The sequence below is a fragment of the Ramlibacter alkalitolerans genome (genome assembly GCF_016722765.1).
In the GTDB taxonomy this organism is placed as follows: domain Bacteria; phylum Pseudomonadota; class Gammaproteobacteria; order Burkholderiales; family Burkholderiaceae_C; genus Ramlibacter; species Ramlibacter alkalitolerans.
Genome location: NZ_JAEQND010000006.1, coordinates 347,814 through 367,208 on the forward strand (window position 1 = coordinate 347,814; position 19,395 = coordinate 367,208).

A 19,395-nucleotide genomic window follows, 5' to 3' on the forward strand; every position below is an offset into this window, starting at 1 on the left:
TCGTAGGCTGGCGGTGAGCCGCGAAGCGCGAACCCCAGCGATGCGCGAAAGCGCTGGGGTTCACGCGCTGACGCGGTTCACCGCCAGCCTGCGAACCCACGTCCCACGGCCGGATGGCGAAGCCACGCGCCCACGCATCCTAGTGATACCCCTCCCCCGGCTTCAACTTCCCCCGGAACAGCCAGAACACCAGCACCGTGTACGCCAGGATCATCGGGATCAGGATCGCGGCGCCGACCAGGTAGAACATCTGCGAGTCCGGATGCGCGGCCGCCTGCCAGATCGTGAGCGAGGGCGGGACGATGTAGGGGATGCAGGAGATCACCAGGCCGAAGAACGCCAGCAGGAAGAGGCCCACCGCCATCACGAAGGGCAGGATCGGCTGGCCGCGCCGGATGCCGCGCCAGCAGAGCCAGGCGAACAGCAGCGTGGCGACCGGCACCTGCGCGAGGAAGAAGACGTTCGGCACGCTGAACCAGCGATCGGCGATGCGCGGCGACATGAGCGGCGTCCAGATGCTCACGACCACGATGAACGCGAGCAGCGCCGCCAGCAGCGGCACCCCCAGCTTGCGCGCGCGCTCCTCCACCGGGCCGCTGGTCTTGAGCATCAGCCAGGTGGCGCCCAGCAGCGTGTAGCCGGTCACGACCGCCAGCCCGCACATGATGCTGAAGGGCGAGAGCCACGACAGCGCATGGCCGGCGAACTGCTGGTCGCGCACCGGAATGCCCTGCACGATCCCGCCCAGCACCAGCCCCTGCGCGAACGCGCCCAGCGTCGAGCCCACCGCGAAGGACCAGTCCCAGGCCCGGTGCCGCGGCTTGGCGACCCAGCGGAACTCGAAGGCCACGCCGCGGAAGATCAGCGCCAGCAGCAGCACCATCACCGGGATGTACATGGCCGGCAGGATGATCGCGAAGGCCGTGGGGAAGGCCGTCCACAGCGTGACGCCGCCGAGCACCAGCCAGGTCTCGTTGCCGTCCCAGAACGGCGCAACGGAATTCATGATCTGGTCGCGCTCGTCCTCGCCGGGATAGAGGAAGAACAGCATCCCGATGCCGAGATCGAAGCCATCGAGCACCACATACAGCACCACCGCCATCCCGAGCACCAGCGCCAGGATGACGGGCAGGGTGTCGGCCAGCCCGTTCATGAGGGCACCGCCTCGTTGCCGTGCGGCCGGCCGCCGGCCAGCGGCCGGTTCGGCAGGGTGTCCGGCCCGGGCACCTCGCCTTGCGGGCCCTTGCCGATCATGCGGTTGATGTACCAGATGCCGATCGAGAAGACGACGAAGTACACCAGCACGAAGAGGGCCAGCGAGATGAACACCTGCAGCGCATTCACCGGCGAAGCGGCGTCGGCGGTGCGCAGGATGCCCCAGGCGATCCACGGCTGGCGGCCGACCTCCGTCACGACCCAGCCGGCGATCAGCGCGACGAAGCCGACCGGCCAGCACACGCGCAGCAGCCGCAGGAACCAGCGCCGGCCTCCGATCCGCCGGCGCCACAGCAGCCAGACGCCAAACCAGCCGACCGCGATCATGAACAGGCCCAGGCCGACCATGGCACGGAAGGCGAAGAACACCGGCGCCACCGGCGGCCGCTGGTCGCGCGGGAATTCACGCAGGCCCTGGAAGCGGCCGTTCCAGTCGTGGGTGAGGATCAGGCTGCCCAGGCGCGGGACGGCGATCTCCCAGTGGTTGCGCTCCTGCCGCATGTCCGGCCAGGCGAACAGCACCAGGTCGGCGGGGCCGGTGTCTTCCCAGTGCGCCTCGATCGCCGCCACCTTGGCGGGCTGGTGCTCCAGCGTGTTGAGCCCGTGCAGGTCGCCCACCACGGCCTGCAGCGGCGCCAGCAGCGCCAGCATGCCCAGGCCCATGCGCAGCATCGTCATCGCTTCCCGCGGATAGCGGCCGGCCAGCAGGTAGCGTGCCCCGGTCGCCGCCACCACCATCGAGGTCGTGATGTAGGTGGCGACCATCATGTGCACGAAGCGGTACGGGAAACTGGGGTTGAAGATGACGTGGAACCAGCTCACCGGGTAGGCGATGCCGTCGCGCACTTCGTGGCCGGCCGGGGTCTGCATCCAGCTGTTGGCGGCCAGGATCCAGAAGCCGGACAGCGCGGTGCCGAGCGCGACGAATACGCAGGCCATGGTGTGCAGCCACGGGGGGAAGCGGTTCCACCCGAACAGCATCACGCCGAGGAAGCTCGCCTCCAGGAAGAAGGCGGTCAGCACCTCGTAGGCGAACAGCGGCGCCAGCGTGTTGCCGACCACCTCGCCGAAGCGGCTCCAGTTGGTGCCGATCTGGTACTCCATGACGATGCCGGAGACCACGCCCATGGCGAAGGAGACGGCGAAGATCTTGGTCCAGAAGCGCGCCAGCGTATGGAAGTGCGGCTGGCCCGTCTTGAGCCAGACCACCTCCAGCGTGGCGATGTAGGCCGACAACCCGATCGAGAACGCCGGGAAGACGATGTGGAACGCGATGGTGAAGGCGAACTGGATCCGGGACAGCAGGACCGTTTCGATGCCGAACACTGTTTCCATGGGACCCCGATGGCGAAGCCTGGGGCAGTGTAGCCATGCCCGCCCGATCCGGGGGGCGCGGGTCTGCTAGCCCGTGCGGCGGCGGCGCATCATGTCTTCGCTCATGGCGGCGCGGGCGGGCTCGTCCAGCACGGCCTGGGCGGCCGGATAGGCGATCTCCTCCTCGGAGCGGATGTGGCCGTCGTACAGGCCGGCGAAGGCTTCCAGGCGCGCATCCTGGTCTTCGGACAGGCGATCGACCTGCGCCCCCGCCACCAGCGCCAGCACCTCGCGCGCCGCCTGCCAGCGCGCTTCCATCTGCAGGTGGTCTTCCCGCAGCCGCTGCACGACCTCGACGACGCGCGGATCGCCCTGCGCCAGCAGCGGCGGGAACACGTGCAGCTCCTCGTCCAGGTGATGCTGCGGGGCGGCGAGGTCGAAGTAGCGCATCACGTCGCGCGCCGCCTGCTGCGCCTGCACGTCGGCGCCGTTGTCGCGCAGGTGGGCGCGCAGGCGCGCCAGCAGCGCCAGCGTGCGGTGCACGCGCTCGTGGCAGGCCTCCAGCATCTCGAAGGGCTGCTCGAAGCCGGCGGCCGCGGGTGCAGTGAGCGAGCGCAGGGAGATCGGTTGCGTCATGGCTTGAACTCGCTGACGTAGCGCTCCGGCGTGGCGCGCACGCGGTTGCGGCGGGGACCCTCGATCGTGCCGATGCTGATGAAGCACAGGGCTTCCTCGTGCGGGCCGATCGCGAACCGTTCGCGGAACACGCGCGTGTCCAGCGCCTTGCCGCTGGTGAGCGCCGAGCCGAAGCCCAATGCGCTCGCCATCAGCAGCATGTTCTGCATCGCGCAGCCGGCGGACACGAAGCGCTGGTGCGGCGGAATCTCCGCGTCCTCGTCGCGCAGGCGCGCAATGGCGAGCAGCAGCAGGGGCGAGCGGAAGGCCTTCTCGCGCGCTTTCGCGCACTGCTCGGGGCTGGCATCGGCGTCGCGCTCGCGCAGCGCCGCTTCGAAGGTCTGCGCCAGCGCCGGGCGCGCGCTGGCCGGGATGATCACGAAGCGCCACGGCACCAGGTCGTGGTGATCCGGCGCCGCGGACGCGGCGAGCAGGATGGCGCGCAACTGCTCCGCGTCCGGCGCCGGCTCGGCCAGGCCCGCCGGCAGCACCGTGCGCCGGCCGTGGATGAGCGCGGCGGCCCATTCGCCGGCGAGCGCCGCATCCGGCGGGGAACTCACCCGCAGGCTCCCACGTGCCCGCAGGAGGTGCAGAAGTCGCAGCCGTCCTTGCGGATCATCGCGTGCGCGCCGCACTCGGGGCACTTGGCGCCCGCCATGGTGGAGGGCGCCGCCGACACCACCGGCGGTGCCGGCGGCGTGGCCAGCGCAGACACCGGCTCGCCGTTGCGGCGGGCGATGATGTTCTGCACCGCGTAGGCGATGGCCGCCACTTCGGAGTCGTGCCACATGGGCACCGAGGTGCCGTCGGCCTTCGAGTAGGTGCCCAGGCGCACGGGGCCGCGGTCCCAGGCCACCTTGCGCATGTCGGTCAGCGCGCGATCCAGGAAGCCGCCGCGCGCCGCCAGCGACAGCAGGCGGAAGCTGGCCGTGATCCACTGCTGCGACTCGCCGCTCTGGCCCACCGGCATGAAGAACTCGATCGCGCGTTCGCGGCCGTCTTCCAGCGGCAGGAAGGAGACGACGATGTAGAGCGTCTGCCGGCCCTGCTGGGTCCAGTATTCGACCTTCTCCGCCACGGCGGAGAGCTGGCCGTTGGGCCGGCGCGCGATGACCGCCCGCATCGGGTCGACCTTGGGACGGGTGGCCGAGTCCTCCTGCGCCTTCTTCTCCGGCGTGGTGGACAGCACCGAGCCGAGGATGTCGTTGGGCCGGTAGGTGGCCAGGCCCTTCAAGCCGGCGCGCCAGGCTTCCAGGTACAGGCCCTGGAAGTCCTCGTACGGGTACTCCGCCGGCACGTTGACGGTCTTGGAGATGGCCGTGTCGACGAACGGCTGCACCGCCTCCATCATCGCCAGGTGGTCGGCCGCGGACATCTCCAGCGCGGAGACGAAGTAGGGCGGCAGCTTCGCGGTGTCGCCGCCCAGCGAGCGGAACACCCGCCAGGCGTGGTCTTCCACCGTGTATTCGGTCGTGCGGCCGTCGCTCTCGCGCTTCTTGCGGTGGTAGGTCCACGAGAAGGGCGGCTCGATGCCGTTGGAGGCGTTGTCGGCGAACGCCAGGCTGACGGTGCCGGTGGGCGCGATCGACAGCAGGTGGCTGTTGCGGATGCCGTGCTTGCGGATCTGCGCCTTCAGCGGCTCGTCGAGGCGGCTGGCGAAGGTGCCCGCTTCGAGGTAGCGGTCGGCGTCGAAGACGGAGAACGGCCCCTTTTCCTTCGCCAGTTCCACCGACGCGGCATAGGCGGCATCGCGCATGCTGCGGCCGATGCGCGCGGCCATCTCGCGGCCCTCGGCGGCGTCGTAGCGCAGGCGCAGCATGGCCAGCGCGTTGCCCAGGCCGGTGAAGCCGACGCCGATGCGGCGCTTGGCCTGCGCTTCGGCGCGCTGCTCCTCGAGCGGCCAGAAGGTGAGGTCCAGCACGTTGTCGAGCGCGCGCACCTGGGTGGCCACGGCCTTCGTGAAGCCGTCGAAGTCGAACTGCGGCGGCCCGCCGAAGCCGAAGGCGTGGCGCACGAACTTCGTCAGGATGATGGGGCCGAGGTCGCAGCAGCCGTAGGCGGGAAGCGGCTGCTCGCCGCACTGCCCCGTGACCAGGCCGTTGAAGATGACCGAGTTGTGGTCAGGCTGCGTCGTATCGAACACCGGATCTTCGCCGGCGGCCTCGATCGAGGCGATCGTGGACGTGAAGCGCTGCGTCTTCAGCAGCGCCTTGTCCGCGCGCCATGCCGCGTACTTCGCGTTCTTCGCCGGCAGCAGGAAGCCGACCTCGCCCATGAAGCGCTCGCGCGACTCGCCCTCGATGATCAGCTCGAAGTTGTCGGCGCAGGGGTAGCCGCGATGGCCGCCGTGGCCGTCCGGCATGGCGCGCTCGCCGGCCTCGCGGCGCTTGCGGATGCGACAGAACACGCCGAAGTTCGACAGCAGCATCTGCACGTCCTTCAGCAGCCCCTCGTGGCTCGAGGCCAGGCGTACCGAGCAGCTCTGGCTGGTGGAGGAGATGTTGACCGTGCCGTCGGTCTGGAACAAGCCGCGCAGGTAGCCGCGCACGCAGGGCTCGCTGCCGCGCCAGACCACCTCCGGCACCTTCAGCTTGGTGTGGCGCGTGAACCCGTATTGCGCCAGCACGCGCGCCAGCAGCACCGAGCGGATGGAGACGCGGTTGCGCTGCGGCACCGCGACCGGCAAGGCCTGGTAGCTACGACCCGTGGTCGAGGCTATGAGCGCGTTCACGAAGCTGCCGACGTGGTCGGCCAGCACCCGTTCCTCGCCCCAGAGGTCGACGACCGCAGCCTCGTTGCCCTTGCCGCGGTTGGTGAAATGTCCGTCGCCCGTCATGAGGCCCAGCAACATGCCGAGGTCCTCGTTGCCTTCCTGGCCGAACTGCCCCTTGCCGGACTGGACCAGCAGCTCGTCGCCGACGACGAGCTCGCGCAACTTGATCTTGCCGCGCGCGGTGTAGAAATCGTGCCATTCCGTGGCGCGGATTTCGTAGCCGTCCTCGGTGCGCACGCGGAACACCGGCGCCCGCTCGGCGGTCTGGAACGCAGGCTTCGCACTGCGGGTGACCACGCCCTTGTGGGCCGCGCCGAGGGTGCGCTGGTCCACGGTCGCATCGATCGGGGCGCCGCTGGCGTACAGCTCGCCGATGGGAACCAGGCCGAACTGCGTGGCCAGCCGCGTGTCGGCGGTGACGCAGGGGTTGGTCGCGCTGATCTTCTCCGCATACCGCAGGTTGTTCTCGCGGTTGATCGTGTCGACGAACAGGATCCCGGGCTCGGCGAAGTCGTAGGCCGAGCGCATGATCGTGTCCCACAGCTGCTGCGCGGGCACGCTCTTGTAGACCCACAGGCCGTCGGAGCCCACGTGCGCGCCCTGGGCGATCAGGCCGGCACCGGGGCGGGCCTGGTGCACCAGCGGCCAGTCGCCGCCGGCCTGCAGCGTGCGGATGAATTCGTCCGTGACCGCAACCGAGACGTTGAAGTTGTTCCAGCGGCCCGGCGTGCGCTTGGCGGTGATGAACTCCAGCACGTCCGGGTGGTCGATGCGCATCACACCCATCTGGGCGCCGCGCCGTGCGCCTGCGCTTTCGACGGTGGAGCACGAGTGGTCGAACACGTCGATGTAGCTGCACGGGCCCGAGGCGAGCGAGCCGGTGCCCTTGACCTCGGCGCCCCGCGGGCGGATGCGCGAGAAGTCGTAGCCCACGCCGCCGCCGCGGCGCATCGTTTCCGCCGCTTCGCGCAGCGCTTCGTAGATGCCGGGGAAGCCGTCCTTGTCGCGGCCCTGGATCGCGTCGCCCACGGGCTGCACGAAGCAGTTGATCAGGGTGGCCTGCAGGTCGGTGCCGGCGGCGCTCATGATGCGCCCGGCGCCGATCGCGCCGGCCTGCAGGTTGGCGAGGAAACGCCGTTCCCATTCCGCGCGCAAGGGCTCGGCCTCGACGCTGGCCAGCGCCTTGGCGACGCGCCTGAGCAGGTCGGTCTCGCTGGTTTCGCCTGGCTTCAGGTACTTCTCGCGCACCACATCGACGCTGATGGGTTGCGGCGGCAAGGTGGGGACTTCGTGGACTGCGGGATCGCGCTTCATGCTTCCTGGAGTTCGGCCGCGGGGACGGCCACGGTGGGAGGGACCAGGTGGCCGACCAGGTGGTTCAGCAAATCCTGGACCGGACGGATCTGGGTGCCGAAGGGCAGGCGACCCGCTCCCCGGAAGAATAGTCCTTTGCGGACATCCCCGGCGAGCGCGTAGCCAAGGACCTTGTCGATGCAGAACTGGCCCCAGTCGGCGTGGCCGTCGCGCAGGCCGCACTTGGTGAGGCAGTCGAACCACATCGTGCAATGGGGCTTCTGGTGCGCCGCCTTCTGCATGCGCTCCTGCAGCCGCAGGTATTTGTCGAGCCAAGGCGTGCGCACGGCGCGGGCGGGCAGGCCGGCCACGCTGGTGAACTCGACGAGGTCTTCCGGCCTGGCACCGGCCAGCACCTGCTTGAAGGCCAGGCTGGCGTCGCTCTCGCAGCTGACGGCAAACGCGGTGCCGAGCTGCACGGCCGCGGCGCCCAGGCCCTGCAGGCGCTGGATGTCCTCGCGGCAGGAGATGCCTCCGGCGGCGATCAGGGGGATGTCCTTCTCGTAACCGCTCTTGCGGAAGAACTCCCGCACCTCGGGCAGCACGACCTCGAAATCGAAGCGGGGGTCCTTCAGGTCCGCCACCTTGGCGGCGCCCAGGTGGCCCCCGGCCAGGCGCGGATGCTCGATCACGATGGCGTCGGGCAGGCGGCCCTTCTTCTCCCATTTGCGCACCAGCAGTTGCACGCCGCGGGCGTCGGAAAGGATCGGCACCAGCGTCGCCTTGGGGAAGTCCTTGGCCAGTTCCGGCAGGTCCAGCGGCAGGCCGGCGCCCACCACGAGCGCATCGGCGCCGCTTTCCAGCGCCTGCCGCACGTAGGTTTCGTACTGGTCCAGCGCCCGCATCACGTTCACGGCGATCAGGCCGCGGCCGCCCGCCAGCTCGCGCGCGCGGCGGATTTCGCGGTGCAGGGCTTCCTTGTTGGCGGCGTCGATCTGCGCCTTGGCCGCAGGGCCTTCGAGCTCGCAGGTGGCCTCCATCAGGTCCGGATGGAGGCGGCGCAGGTCGACGGAGGAGATCGTGCCGACCCCGTCGAAGGACGCGACGGTGCCGGCGAGACGCCCCGCCGAGATGCCGACGCCCATGCCGCCCTGGACGACCGGCAGCAGGGGGCGGCCGCGGAAGTTCCAGAGATTCAGGCCGGCGGCGCGGGCCAGTTCAGTCGCAGAGGATTTGTCCATGTGTTCCACGTGGCTCCGGTGAGAACCGGTACGGGAGCTAGGCTACCGGTGCGAGGCTACGGTCCGGTTGTCCTGTGTCAATCGGGGCGGGGTTTCATGGGGCTGGTGAACCTTTGCACCCGTAGCCTTCGGCGGTTCCCTCCTACTGCACGAGGGTCGAATCCGCCGCCTCGAGCGCGACGCCCTCGATCCGTGCGCGACCGGCCAGCACGCGGATGTACTGATGCAGTGCCGTGCGCCGCGCTCGCTGGCCCAGCAGCGCGGCGACCCGCTCGCGCGCCTGTTCGTAGGGCATGGGCCGGCCCGGCGCCCGCTCGACGATCTCCACGATGTGGAAGCCGAAGCGGCTCTGCACCAGCTTCGGATGCAGGCTGGCGAGCTTCTCGTCGAAGAAGATGGCGCCCAGCTCCGGCGCGCAGTCGGCCGGCGCCAGCCAGCCCAGGTCGCCCCCTTGCGCGCCGCTCGGACAGTTCGAGAGTTCGCGCGCGCGTTCGGCGAAGCGCTCGGGCGGAGCCTGGCGATGGCTCAGCTCCAGCAGGACCTCTTCGGCGCGCTGGGCCAGGGCCCGCACCGCCACGCCCGGCGTGACGGCGAACAGAATGTGGCGCACGTGCACCCGGCTGCCCACGGCGAACAGGTGGGGCTGGAGGCGATGGAAGCGCGCGCATTCCTCGTCGTCCGGCGTGCGCTGCGGCACCTGCTCCTGCAGCATCCGGTGGATGGCGGCTTCCTGGTCGGCCTGCAGGCGCGGTGCCTGCAACGCGGCTTCCGCCGCCAGCCAGCCGGTGCGCACCGCTTCCTGCCGCAGCAGCTCGCTCCAGGCGCGCTCGCGCAGGTCGCCGGGCGAAACCTGCTCGCCGGCCTGCTGCAAGGCCACGCCGTTGACTGCCGCGACGCCGGCGCTCACGCAGCCCTCCGCGGCTCGAACTCGGGCACGGCCTGCACCGTCGGGCCCGCCGCTGCGCGCCCGGGCTGCGGCTTGGCGAGCCTGCGCTTCGTGCGCACGACCTGGTACGGGCGCCAGACGTAGGCCACGCTGGCGAAGCCGCTCCACACGTGCACCAGCCGCGTGAACGGGAACACGAGGAAGATCGTCATGCCCAGGACCATGTGCAACCTGAACACCAGGCCCGCTTCCGCAAGCTGTTCGGCCGCGCCGCCGCGGAACGTGACGATGCGCTGCGCCCACTCGCCGAACTTCATCATCAGGCCGCCGTCCAGGTGCTGTGCGGAGGAATGGATCGTGACGAGGCCCAGCGCGAACTGCAGCCATAGCAGCACCAGCAGGGCGATGTCGGCCGGCCGCGAGTTGATGCGGATGCGCGGTTCCGTCAGGCGCCGGTGCAGCAGGATGCTGACGCCAGCGAACCCGAGCAGGCCGGCGATGCCGCCGCTGGCCATGGCCATGAGCTGCTTGGCGCCCGGGGAGACGAAGGGCTCGTAGACGAAGTGCGGCGTCAGCAGGCCCACGGTGTGGCCGAAGAACAGGAACAGGATGCCGACGTGGAACAGGTTGCTGCCCCAGCGCAGCTGCCCGGCCCGCAGCAACTGCGACGAGTCGCTCTTCCACGTGTACTGCTCGCGGTCGAAGCGCACGAGGCTGCCGAACAGGAACACCGCCAGGCAGATGTACGGATACGTGCCGAAGAGGAAAGTGTCTAGGGCTTTCATGCGGGCTCTCCTTGCGGCGACGGGCGCCGCACGATCTGGATGGGTTGGGGCTGGCCCGGTGCGGCCTGCCCCTGCGTGCTGCAGCCGCCGAACGCGACCGGCTCTTCCCAGGTGGCATCGAGGCTTTCCTCCGGCGCGACCGGCACCGCCTCGACCTTCTGCCCCGCGAGTTCGAGCACCGCGGCGAGCAGCGAGGCGTAGCCGCTGTCACGCTGGCGCAGCGCGCTGAAGATGGCCTGCAGGATGTGCGCCATCTCGCCGAGGAAGGCCTTCGCGAGCTTCGGCGGCTGGGTGGAGGCGAACTCCAGCACCACGCACAGGTGATCCGGCAGCTCGCGTCCTTCCAGGTGCAGGCCGGCGGTGGCGTAGGTCTTCACCAGGTCCACCATGGCCGGTCCGCGGTCGCGCGAGTCGCCGTGCACGTGCTCGAACAGGTGCAGCGAGGTGCTGCGGCCGCGGTCGAACAGTTCCACGTAGCGCGCCTCGGCCTCCAGCGGGTCGGCGCGCAGCAGCTCGCCGGCCAGGGCCTGGATCTCGGCGCGCCGCAGCGCGGGCAGGGCGGCCTCGCCGTCGATGGCGCAGACCAGCTGCGGCAGGACGGCACGCAGCCGCGCGTCGGGATACCCGAGCATCAGCGCAAGGGCGCGCAGCGTGTATTTCGTCTCCCGGGCGGCATGGCCGAAGCGCGGTGGCCGGGCGAAGCTGGGGAGGTCCTTGGTCCTGCTCATGTCTTCTCCACGGCGATCGGGATGGTCCGCTTCTTCGTGCCGCCGAACAGGCTCGCCTCGCTCGCGCCGTCGGAGCAGCCGTTGCCGAAGGAGAAGCCGCAGCCGCCCTTGAGGTCGAACGTGTTCTCCGCGTACTCGCGGTGCGACGACGGGATCACGAAACGGTCCTCGTAGTTGGCGATGGCCATGGTGCGGTACATCTCCTCGACCTGCGCCTCGGTCAGGCCGACCTGCCGCAGCACGCGCGTGTCGAGGACCCCGTCGACGTGCTTGCCGCGCTGGTACGCGCGCATCGCCAGCATGCGCTCGAGCGCGCGCACCACGGGGCCGGTCCGGCCGGCGGTCAGCAGGTTGGCCAGGTACTGCAGCGGGATGCGCAGCTCGGAGACGTCCGGCAGCTCGCCGTTGACGCCGATCTCGCCGGCGTTGGCGGCGGAGGTGATCGGCGACAGCGGCGGCACGTACCAGACCATGGGCAGCGTGCGGTACTCGGGGTGCAGCGGCAGGGCGACCTTCCAGTCCATCGCCATCTTCCACACCGGGCTCGACTTCGCCGCTTCGAGCCATGCGTCCGGGATGCCGTCGCGCCCGGCCTGCTCGATCACCCACGGCTCGTTGGGATCGAGGAACAGTCCCAGTTGCGCCTCGTAGAGGTCCTGCTCGTCCTCCACGCTGGCCGCCTGCTCGATGCGGTCGGCGTCGTAGAGCACCACGCCCAGGTAGCGGATGCGGCCCACGCAGGTTTCCGAGCAGACCGTCGGCTGGCCGGCCTCGATGCGCGGATAGCAGAACACGCACTTTTCCGCCTTGCCGCTCTGCCAGTTGTAGTAGATCTTCTTGTACGGGCAGCCCGAGACGCACATGCGCCAGCCGCGGCACTTGTCCTGGTCGATCAGGACGATGCCGTCCTCCTCGCGCTTGTAGATCGAGCCGGAGGGGCAGGACGCCACGCAGGCCGGGTTGAGGCAGTGCTCGCACAGGCGCGGCAGGTACATCAGGAAGGTGTTCTCGAACTGGCCGACCATGTCCTTCTGCACCTGCTCGAAGCTCGCCAGGTTCTGGTCCTTGCTCCTCTTGGCGAATTCGCCGCCGAGGATCTCCTCCCAGTTCGGGCCCCACTCGATCTTCTCCATGCGCTGGCCGGTGATCAGGCTGCGCGGGCGCGCCGTGGGCGCGGCCTTCATCTCCGGCGCCGACTGCAGGTGCTCGTAGTCGTAGGTGAAGGGTTCGTAGTAGTCGTCGATCTGCGGCAGGTTCGGGTTGGCGAAGATGCGCATCAGCAGCTTGAGCCTGCTGCCCTGGCGCGGTTCGATGGAACCGTCGGCATTGCGCGTCCAGCCCCCCTGCCACTTGCCCTGGTTCTCCCATTCCTTGGGGTAGCCGATGCCGGGCTTGCTCTCGACGTTGTTGAACCAGGCGTACTCCATGCCCGGGCGCGAGGTCCAGACGTTCTTGCAGGTCACCGAGCAGGTGTGGCAGCCGATGCACTTGTCCAGGTTCAGGACCATCGCGATCTGTGCGCGGACTTTCATGCGTGCGCTCCTTCCTTCACGCTGGCTTCCTCGTCCAGCCAGTCCACCTTGTTCATCTTGCGCACCACCACGAACTCGTCGCGGTTGGTGCCTATGGTCCCGTAGTAGTTGAAGCCGTAGCTGAACTGCGCGTAGCCGCCGATCATGTGCGTGGGCTTCACCACGATGCGGGTCACCGAGTTGTGGATGCCGCCGCGGGCGCCGGTGATCTCGGAGCCGGGCGTGTTGATGATCTTTTCCTGCGCGTGGTACATGAGCACCATGCCGGGGTTGACGCGCTGGCTCACCACCGCGCGCGCCGTGATCGCGCCGTTCACGTTGAACAGCTCCACCCAGTCGTTGTCCACGACGCCGGCGCGCTTGGCGTCGTCCTCCGACAGCCAGATCACCGGCCCGCCGCGATTGAGCGTGAGCATCAGCAGGTTGTCGCTGTACGTCGAGTGGATGCCCCACTTCTGGTGCGGCGTGATGAAGTTCAGCTGGATCTCGGGGTTGCCGTTCGGCTTGATGCCCGCGATTTCGCCCGTGGTCTTCAGGTCCACCGGTGGCCGGTAGCTCGTGAACTGCTCGCCGAAGGCCGTCATCCACGGGTGGTCGAGGAAGAACTGCTGGCGCCCGGTGAGCGTGCGCCACGGGATCAGCTCGTGCACGTTGGTGTAGCCGGCGTTGTACGAGACCTTCTCGCTTTCGAGGCCGCTCCAGGTCGGCGAGGAGATGATCTTGCGCGGCTGCGCCTGCACGTCGCGAAAGCGGATCTTCTCGTCCTCGCGGTGCAGCGCCAGGTGCGTGTGGTCGCGCCCGGTGGCCTGGCCCAGCGCTTCCCAGGCCTTGACGGCGACGTGGCCGTTGGTCTCGGGCGCGAGCTGCAGGATCACCTCGCAGGCGTCGATGTCGCTCACGATCTTCGGCAGGCCTTCGGTGGGGCCGGCTTCCGCGACGGTGCCATTGAGCTGCCCGAGTTGCACCACCTCATCCTGCGTGTTCCAGGCGATGCCCTTGCCACCGTTGCCCGCCTTGGCCATCAGGGGACCGAGCGCCGTGAAGCGCCTGTACACGTTGGGGTAGTCGCGCTCGACCACCGCGATGTTCGGCGCCGTCCGGCCGGGAACCAGCTCGCACTCGCCGCGCTTCCAGTCGGCCACGCCCAGCGGCTGGGCGAGTTCGGCCGGTGTGTCGTGCATCAGCGGCGACAGCACCACTTCCTTCTCCACGCCCAGGTGGCCCTCGGCCAGTTCGCTGAACTTCTTCGCGAAGCCCTTGTAGATTTCCCAGTCGCTGCGCGCTTCCCAGGCCGGGTCCACCGCCGTCGACAGCGGGTGGATGAACGGGTGCATGTCGCTGGTATTGAGGTCGTTCTTCTCGTACCAGGTCGCCGTGGGCAGCACGATGTCCGAGTACAGGCACGTCGTGGACATGCGGAAGTCCAGCGTGACCACCAGGTCCAGCTTGCCTTCGGGCGCCTGGGCGTGCCACACGACTTCCTCCGGCCTGGCCTCGTCGCGCCCCAGGTCCTTGCCTTGCACGCCGTGCGAGGTGCCCAGCAGGTGCTTGAGGAAGTACTCGTGGCCCTTGCCGGAGGAGCCCAGGATGTTGGAGCGCCACACGAACATGTTGCGCGGCCAGTTGGCCGGATGGTCCGGGTCCTCGCAGGACATCCTGAGCGCGCCGGACTTGAGCGCGTCCACCACGTACTGCCTGACGTCACTCGCGCCGGCGTCCTTCACCACTTGCAGCGGATTGGTCTGCAGCTGCGGCGCGGACGGCAGCCATCCCATGCGCTCGGCACGCACGTTGTAGTCGATGAGGCTGCCGCCGAACTGCTTCGGATCGGCCAGCGGCGACAGCACTTCCTCGACGCCCAGCTTCTCGTAGCGCCACTGGTCGGTGTGGGCGTAGAAGAAGGAGGTCGAGTTCATCTGCCGCGGCGGACGGATCCAGTCCAGCGCGAAGGCCAGCGCCGTCCAGCCGGTCTGCGGCCGCAGCTTCTCCTGGCCGACGTAGTGCGCCCAGCCGCCGCCGGACTGGCCGATGCAGCCGCACAGCATCAGCATGTTGATCACGCCGCGGTAGTTCATGTCGGCGTGGTACCAGTGGTTCATGGCGGCGCCGATGATCACCATCGAGCGGCCGTGCGTCTTGTCGGCGTTCGCGGCGAACTGGCGGGCGACCATGATCACCTGCTGGCGCGGCACACCGGTGATCTTCTCGGCCCACGCCGGCGTATACGGCGCGACGACGTCATACCCCTCGTCACCTCCAGTGGAGGCCCTGTCTCCACTCCCTCCCCCTCCGGGGGAGGGTTGGGGTGGGGGCACTCCGGCGCTCAACTCGCCCGCCACGCCATACTGCCCCGCCTGCAGGTCGAACACCGTGGCCACGGTCGCAAACCGCTCCTCGCCCGCCTTCCCCAGCCTGATCCGCTGCACCGGCACGCTGCGCACCAGCACGTCCCCATGCTCGCTCGAAGCGAAATGCTCGTGCGCGATGCCGCCGAAGTAGGGGAAGGCCACCTTCGCATCGGCCGCCTCGGCGTTGTCGCCTTCGCGCACCGACAGCTTCAGCTTCACTTCGGCGTTGCCGCGCGCTTCCTTCGCCTCCAGGTTCCACTGGCCCGCATCGGGACGCCCGTCGGGACCCCAGCGGAAGCCGATGGCGCCCTTCGGGCAGACCACCTTGCCGGCCTCGTCGAAGGCGAGCGTCTTCCACTCCGGGTTGTTCGACTGCCCCAGCTTGCCGTTGAAATCCGAGGCCCGCAGGTAGCGGTCCGGCACCAGGGCGGTTTCGCCCGAAGGCAGCTGCTGCTCCTTCATCAGCACCAGCATCGGCAGGTCGGTATAGCGCCGGGCGTAGTCGTCGAAATACGCCGAGCGCCTGTCGAAGTAGAACTCCTTGAGGATCACGTGGCCCATGGCCATCGCGAGCGCGGCGTCGGTGCCCTGCTTCGGATGCATCCACAGGTCGGCCAGCTTGGCCACTTCCGAGTAGTCCGGCGTGACGGCGACCGTCTTCGTGCCCTTGTAGCGGACCTCGGTGAAAAAGTGCGCGTCGGGCGTGCGCGTCTGCGGGACGTTGGAGCCCCAGGCGATGATGTAGCCGCTGTTGTACCAGTCGGCCGATTCCGGCACGTCGGTCTGCTCGCCCCAGATCTGCGGCGATGCGGGCGGCAGGTCGCAGTACCAGTCGTAGAAGGACATGCACACGCCGCCGATCAGCGACAGGTAGCGCGAACCGGCGGCGTAGCTGACCATCGACATCGCCGGGATCGGCGAGAAGCCGATGATGCGGTCCGGGCCGTGCCGGCGGATCGTGTGGATGTTGGCGGCCGCGACGATCTCGTTGACCTCGTCCCAGCTCGAACGCACGAAGCCGCCCAGGCCGCGCACCTGCTGCCAGCTGCGGCGGGTGGCCTCGTCACCGACGATGCGGGCCCAGGCCGCCATCGGCGGCAGCGTGCGGCGCGCCTCGCGCCACAGCTTGAGCAGGCGGCCGCGCACCAGCGGGTACTTCACGCGGTTGGCCGAATAGAGGTACCAGCTGTAGCTGGCGCCGCGGGCGCAGCCGCGCGGCTCGTGGTTGGGCATGTCCCAGCGGGTGCGCGGGTAGTCCGTCTGCTGCGTTTCCCAGGTGACGATGCCGCCCTTGACGTAGATCTTCCACGAGCAGGAGCCCGTGCAGTTCACGCCGTGGGTGCTGCGCACCACCTTGTCGTGCGCCCAGCGGTCCCGGTACGCGTGCTCCCAGGAACGGTCTTCGTTGGTGGTCTGGCCGTGGCCCTCCGAGAAGGGCTCGCGCGGCTGCGCGAACCAGGTGAGGCGGTCGAGGAAGTGACTCATGACGTACTCCGTTTTCTTTTCAGCAAGGCATCTCCGCGTTCTTGCGCGCGTAGAACCACCAGGTCACCGCAATGCACAGCAGGTAGAACGCAATGAAGATGTACAGCGCCGCTTCCGGCCCGCCGGTCATCGTGATGGAGGTGCCGTAGCTCTTGGGAATGAAGAAGCCGCCGTAGGCCGCGAAGGCGGCGGTGAATCCGAGCGTCGCGGCGCCTTCGGTGTTGCCTTCCTTCGTCGCCCGCGCCATCGCATCGCGGTCGGACCTGTCGACGCCGTCCAGCGCCTGGTTCAGGAAGATCACGGGGATCATGCGGAAGGTCGAGCCGTTGCCGATGCCCGTGGTGAGGAACAGCACCAGGAACATGAGGAAGAAGCCGGCGAAGTCGCCGCCCTGGCCGTTCACCGGCAGGAAGTACAGGACGCCCACCACCGCACAGGCCATCACCACGAAGTTCCAGAAGGTGACCCGGGCGCCACCGAGCTTGTCCGACAGCCAGCCGCCGAAAGGCCGGATCACGGCGCCGACCAGCGGCCCCATCCACGCGTAGGCCAGCGGGTTGACGCTGGGGAACTGGCTCTTGATCAGGAGCGGGAAGCCCGCCGCATAGCCGATGAAGGAACCGAAGGTCCCGAGATAGAGCAGGCACATCAGCCAGGTGTGCTTGCGGCCGAAGATCGTGGCTTGCGTGGCGAAGGAGGCCTTGGCATCCGCGATGTCGTTCATGCCGAACCAGGCGGCCACGGAGGCGAGCGCGATCCACGGCACCCAGACGAAGGCGGCGTTCTGCGTCCACACCTTCACCGCCTGGCCGTCCTTGACGATCGATTGCGCGTCGCCCCCGAGCACCCCGAACACGCCGGCCGTGATCACCAGCGGGCTGAGGAACTGCACCACCGAGACGCCGAGGTTGCCGAGGCCCGCGTTCACGCCGAGCGCCGAGCCCTTGCGCTCCTTCGGGAAGAAGAAGCTGATGTTGGCCATGCTGGAGGAGAAGTTGCCCCCGCCCAGCCCGCACAGCAGTGCGAGCATCAGCATGGTCGGATAGGTCGTGGTGTTGTCCTGCACCGCCAAGCCGATCCCGATGGCCGGGAACAGCAGCGAGGCGGTGGAGATCGCCGTCCAGCGCCGGCCGCCCACCAGCGGCACGATGAAGGAGTAGAAGATCCGCAGCGTCGCGCCCGAGAGCGCCGGCGCCGCGGCCAGCCAGAACAGCTGGTTGGTCGAGTACTTGAAGCCCAGCGCCGGCAGGCCCACGGCCACCACGCTCCAGACCTGCCAGACGGCGAAGGCAAGGAACAGGGCCGGCACGCTGATCCAGAGGTTGATCTTGGCGATGGCCTCGCCTTCGCGTTCCCAGAAGGCCTTGTCCTCCGGCGTCCAGATCGTCAGGGTGCGTCCCGGCCGTGCGAGCGGGACATGGGAAGTGCTCAATGCCATGGCGAATCTCCTTGGCTCAATGCGAGAACGAGGGGGAAGCGGGGGCGTGGTCGCCCATCACCTCGGTGCGGCGCACTTCGGTGAGGTACATCCAGATCAGGGACACCCAGACCACGCCGTACATCAGCCAGAAGGCGCTGGAACGGATGCCGGTGAGGTCCATGAGCACGCCGAACAGGATCGGCAGGAAGAAGCCGCCGAGCCCGCCGGCCAGGCCCACGATGCCGGAGATCGTGCCGATGTTCTTCGGGTAGTCGTCGCTGATGTACTTGAACACGCTCGCCTTGCCGAAGGCCCAGGCGATGCCCAGCACGAACATCAGCCCGGTGAAGGCGTAGACGTTCAGGCCGATGTGGAAACTCTGGGGCCCGTTGATCGTGGTGATCGTGAGGTCGGTCTGCGGATACGAGAGCAGGAACAGGCAGATCCAGCTCACCCACATGACCCACCACGTCATCTGGTGGGCGCCGTACTTGTCCGACAGCCAGCCGCCGATGGCGCGCAGCACGCCCCCGGGCAGCGAGAAGCACGCGGCCAGCAGGGCGGCCACCCGGATGTCGAGGCCGAACTCGCCGACGTAGTACTGCACCATCCACAGCGACAGCGCCACATAGCCGCCGAACACGATGCTGTAGTACTGGCAGTAGCGCAGCACCTTCGGGTCCTTCAGCGCCTTGAGCTGGTCGCGGAAGGTGACGGTGGCGGGCACCAGGTGGTTCGGGTTGCTGTGGCTGAAGAACCAGAACAGGAGCACCGTTCCCAGCATCACGGCCGCATACACCTGCGGCACCGCCTGCCAGCCGAGCGCCACCAGGATCACCGGGGCCAGGAACTTGTTGACCGCCGCGCCGGAGTTGCCCGCGCCGTACACGCCCATCGCGAAACCCTGGCGGTTCTTCGGGAACCAGCGGGCGACGTAGGGCGTGCCGACGGAGAAGGAGCCGCCCGCCAGGCCGACGAACAGGCCGATGACGAGGAAGTGCCAGTACTGGGTGGCGGACGCCATCAGCCAGATTGCCGGCACCGTGACGGCCATCAGGGTGGCCAGCACGATGCGGCCGCCGAAGCGGTCGGTCCAGATGCCCAGGGGCACGCGGATCAGCGAGCCGGTCAGCACCGGCATGGCGGTGAGCAGGCCGAATTCGGTGGCGTTGAGGTTCAGCGCCTTCCGGATCGGGATGCCGATGACGCCGAACATCATCCACACCATGAAGCACACGGTGAAGGACAGGGTGCTGACAGCGAGCACCGACCACGCGCGGCGCGTGGAGGACGGCGCGGCGCGGGCCGCGGAAGCGCGGCGGGCGGCGGGAAGGGTTGCGGCGGACACGATGGGCTGGTTCCTTGTGCGGGTCGACCAGGCAACTGTGGGCGCACGGGGCCGCGGCGAACATCCCTCCGTGGACCAGCCCTGCCGCGGCGGAAGAACGATGCGCCATCGTTCGCCGGAACTAGTCGCGCCGCCAGCTTGATCTGGCGCAAGGTCGGCCGGCGGCGGGCGTCGTAAGCTGTCTTCACTCGCCGATGGATACGGCGAGCCTCCTGACGCATCGAGCGTCACCCCCGCCGCAAGCGGGGCTGAGAGCGGCCTGACGGACCGCTCTCTCGTTTTCGGGGCGGCGCAATTGCTTGCATCCCAGCCTGCGGATCCGCCAAGAGAAAAGGGCCTTGCGAAGAAGGCC

Annotated in this window: 13 protein-coding genes; all 13 read right to left on the reverse strand. The window is 68.8% G+C overall.

Annotated features, from left to right (window positions below):
• Nucleotides 1–139 precede the first annotated feature (139 nt).
• The 13 genes from cydB to JI746_RS12900 all read right to left on the reverse strand — a co-directional run bounded on the left by cydB (nt 140) and on the right by JI746_RS12900 (nt 19,043).
• Nucleotides 140–1,153, reverse strand: a complete 1,014-nt coding sequence (cydB, locus tag JI746_RS12840; RefSeq protein ID WP_201689940.1) for a cytochrome d ubiquinol oxidase subunit II — start codon at nt 1,151–1,153, stop codon at nt 140–142.
• Nucleotides 1,150–2,550 carry a cytochrome ubiquinol oxidase subunit I gene (locus JI746_RS12845; protein WP_201689941.1) on the reverse strand — a complete coding sequence of 467 codons (1,401 nt, stop codon included), beginning with the start codon at nt 2,548–2,550 and terminating at the stop codon, nt 1,150–1,152. The genes cydB and JI746_RS12845 overlap by 4 nt, the downstream gene beginning before the upstream one ends.
• A 66-nt stretch (nt 2,551–2,616) precedes the next feature.
• Nucleotides 2,617–3,165, reverse strand: coding sequence for a hemerythrin domain-containing protein (locus JI746_RS12850; RefSeq protein WP_201689942.1), 549 nt, complete (start codon nt 3,163–3,165; stop codon nt 2,617–2,619).
• Entirely contained in the window at nt 3,162–3,764 is a 603-nt protein-coding gene (locus tag JI746_RS12855) for a nitroreductase family protein (protein WP_201689943.1), read from the reverse strand. The genes JI746_RS12850 and JI746_RS12855 overlap by 4 nt, the downstream gene beginning before the upstream one ends.
• A complete protein-coding gene (locus JI746_RS12860) occupies nt 3,761–7,291 on the reverse strand; it encodes an LAGLIDADG family homing endonuclease (protein WP_201689944.1) in 3,531 nt (1,176 codons plus the stop codon). The genes JI746_RS12855 and JI746_RS12860 overlap by 4 nt, the downstream gene beginning before the upstream one ends.
• Complete coding sequence (locus JI746_RS12865; protein WP_201689945.1) at nt 7,288–8,511, reverse strand: NAD(P)H-dependent flavin oxidoreductase; 1,224 nt, start codon at nt 8,509–8,511, stop codon at nt 7,288–7,290. The genes JI746_RS12860 and JI746_RS12865 overlap by 4 nt, the downstream gene beginning before the upstream one ends.
• 142 nt (nt 8,512–8,653) lie before the next feature.
• Nucleotides 8,654–9,418, reverse strand: a complete 765-nt coding sequence (locus tag JI746_RS12870) for a peptidylprolyl isomerase (RefSeq protein ID WP_201689946.1) — start codon at nt 9,416–9,418, stop codon at nt 8,654–8,656.
• Nucleotides 9,415–10,182 (reverse strand): respiratory nitrate reductase subunit gamma, encoded by a 768-nt coding sequence (narI, locus tag JI746_RS12875; RefSeq protein ID WP_201689948.1) that lies wholly within the window; start codon nt 10,180–10,182, stop codon nt 9,415–9,417. Before narI ends, JI746_RS12870 begins: the two co-directional genes overlap by 4 nt.
• Nucleotides 10,179–10,910: a nitrate reductase molybdenum cofactor assembly chaperone gene (gene narJ, locus JI746_RS12880; protein WP_201689950.1), complete on the reverse strand. Its 732-nt coding sequence runs from the start codon at nt 10,908–10,910 to the stop codon at nt 10,179–10,181. Before narJ ends, narI begins: the two co-directional genes overlap by 4 nt.
• Nucleotides 10,907–12,442: a nitrate reductase subunit beta gene (gene narH / locus JI746_RS12885; protein WP_201689951.1), complete on the reverse strand. Its 1,536-nt coding sequence runs from the start codon at nt 12,440–12,442 to the stop codon at nt 10,907–10,909. The genes narJ and narH overlap by 4 nt, the downstream gene beginning before the upstream one ends.
• Nucleotides 12,439–16,275: a nitrate reductase subunit alpha gene (locus JI746_RS12890; RefSeq protein ID WP_201689952.1), complete on the reverse strand. Its 3,837-nt coding sequence runs from the start codon at nt 16,273–16,275 to the stop codon at nt 12,439–12,441. The genes narH and JI746_RS12890 overlap by 4 nt, the downstream gene beginning before the upstream one ends.
• Nucleotides 16,276–16,294: 19 nt before the next feature.
• Nucleotides 16,295–17,713 carry an MFS transporter gene (locus JI746_RS12895; protein ID WP_201689954.1) on the reverse strand — a complete coding sequence of 473 codons (1,419 nt, stop codon included), beginning with the start codon at nt 17,711–17,713 and terminating at the stop codon, nt 16,295–16,297.
• A 16-nt stretch (nt 17,714–17,729) separates the two neighbouring features.
• Nucleotides 17,730–19,043, reverse strand: a complete 1,314-nt coding sequence (locus tag JI746_RS12900; RefSeq protein WP_201689956.1) for an MFS transporter — start codon at nt 19,041–19,043, stop codon at nt 17,730–17,732.
• Nucleotides 19,044–19,395 lie beyond the last annotated feature (352 nt).

What these genes read in the sequence shown, in the direction of transcription:
- cydB (WP_201689940.1), bottom strand. Translation starts at nt 1,153, where the DNA reads ATGAACGGGCTGGCCGACACCCTGCCCGTCATCCTGGCGCTGGTGCTC.
- JI746_RS12845 (WP_201689941.1), bottom strand. Translation starts at nt 2,550, where the DNA reads ATGGAAACAGTGTTCGGCATCGAAACGGTCCTGCTGTCCCGGATCCAG.
- JI746_RS12850 (WP_201689942.1), bottom strand. Translation starts at nt 3,165, where the DNA reads ATGACGCAACCGATCTCCCTGCGCTCGCTCACTGCACCCGCGGCCGCC.
- JI746_RS12860 (WP_201689944.1), bottom strand. Translation starts at nt 7,291, where the DNA reads ATGAAGCGCGATCCCGCAGTCCACGAAGTCCCCACCTTGCCGCCGCAA.
- JI746_RS12865 (WP_201689945.1), bottom strand. Translation starts at nt 8,511, where the DNA reads ATGGACAAATCCTCTGCGACTGAACTGGCCCGCGCCGCCGGCCTGAAT.
- narI (WP_201689948.1), bottom strand. Translation starts at nt 10,182, where the DNA reads ATGAAAGCCCTAGACACTTTCCTCTTCGGCACGTATCCGTACATCTGC.
- narJ (WP_201689950.1), bottom strand. Translation starts at nt 10,910, where the DNA reads ATGAGCAGGACCAAGGACCTCCCCAGCTTCGCCCGGCCACCGCGCTTC.
- narH (WP_201689951.1), bottom strand. Translation starts at nt 12,442, where the DNA reads ATGAAAGTCCGCGCACAGATCGCGATGGTCCTGAACCTGGACAAGTGC.
- JI746_RS12890 (WP_201689952.1), bottom strand. Translation starts at nt 16,275, where the DNA reads ATGAGTCACTTCCTCGACCGCCTCACCTGGTTCGCGCAGCCGCGCGAG.
- JI746_RS12895 (WP_201689954.1), bottom strand. Translation starts at nt 17,713, where the DNA reads ATGGCATTGAGCACTTCCCATGTCCCGCTCGCACGGCCGGGACGCACC.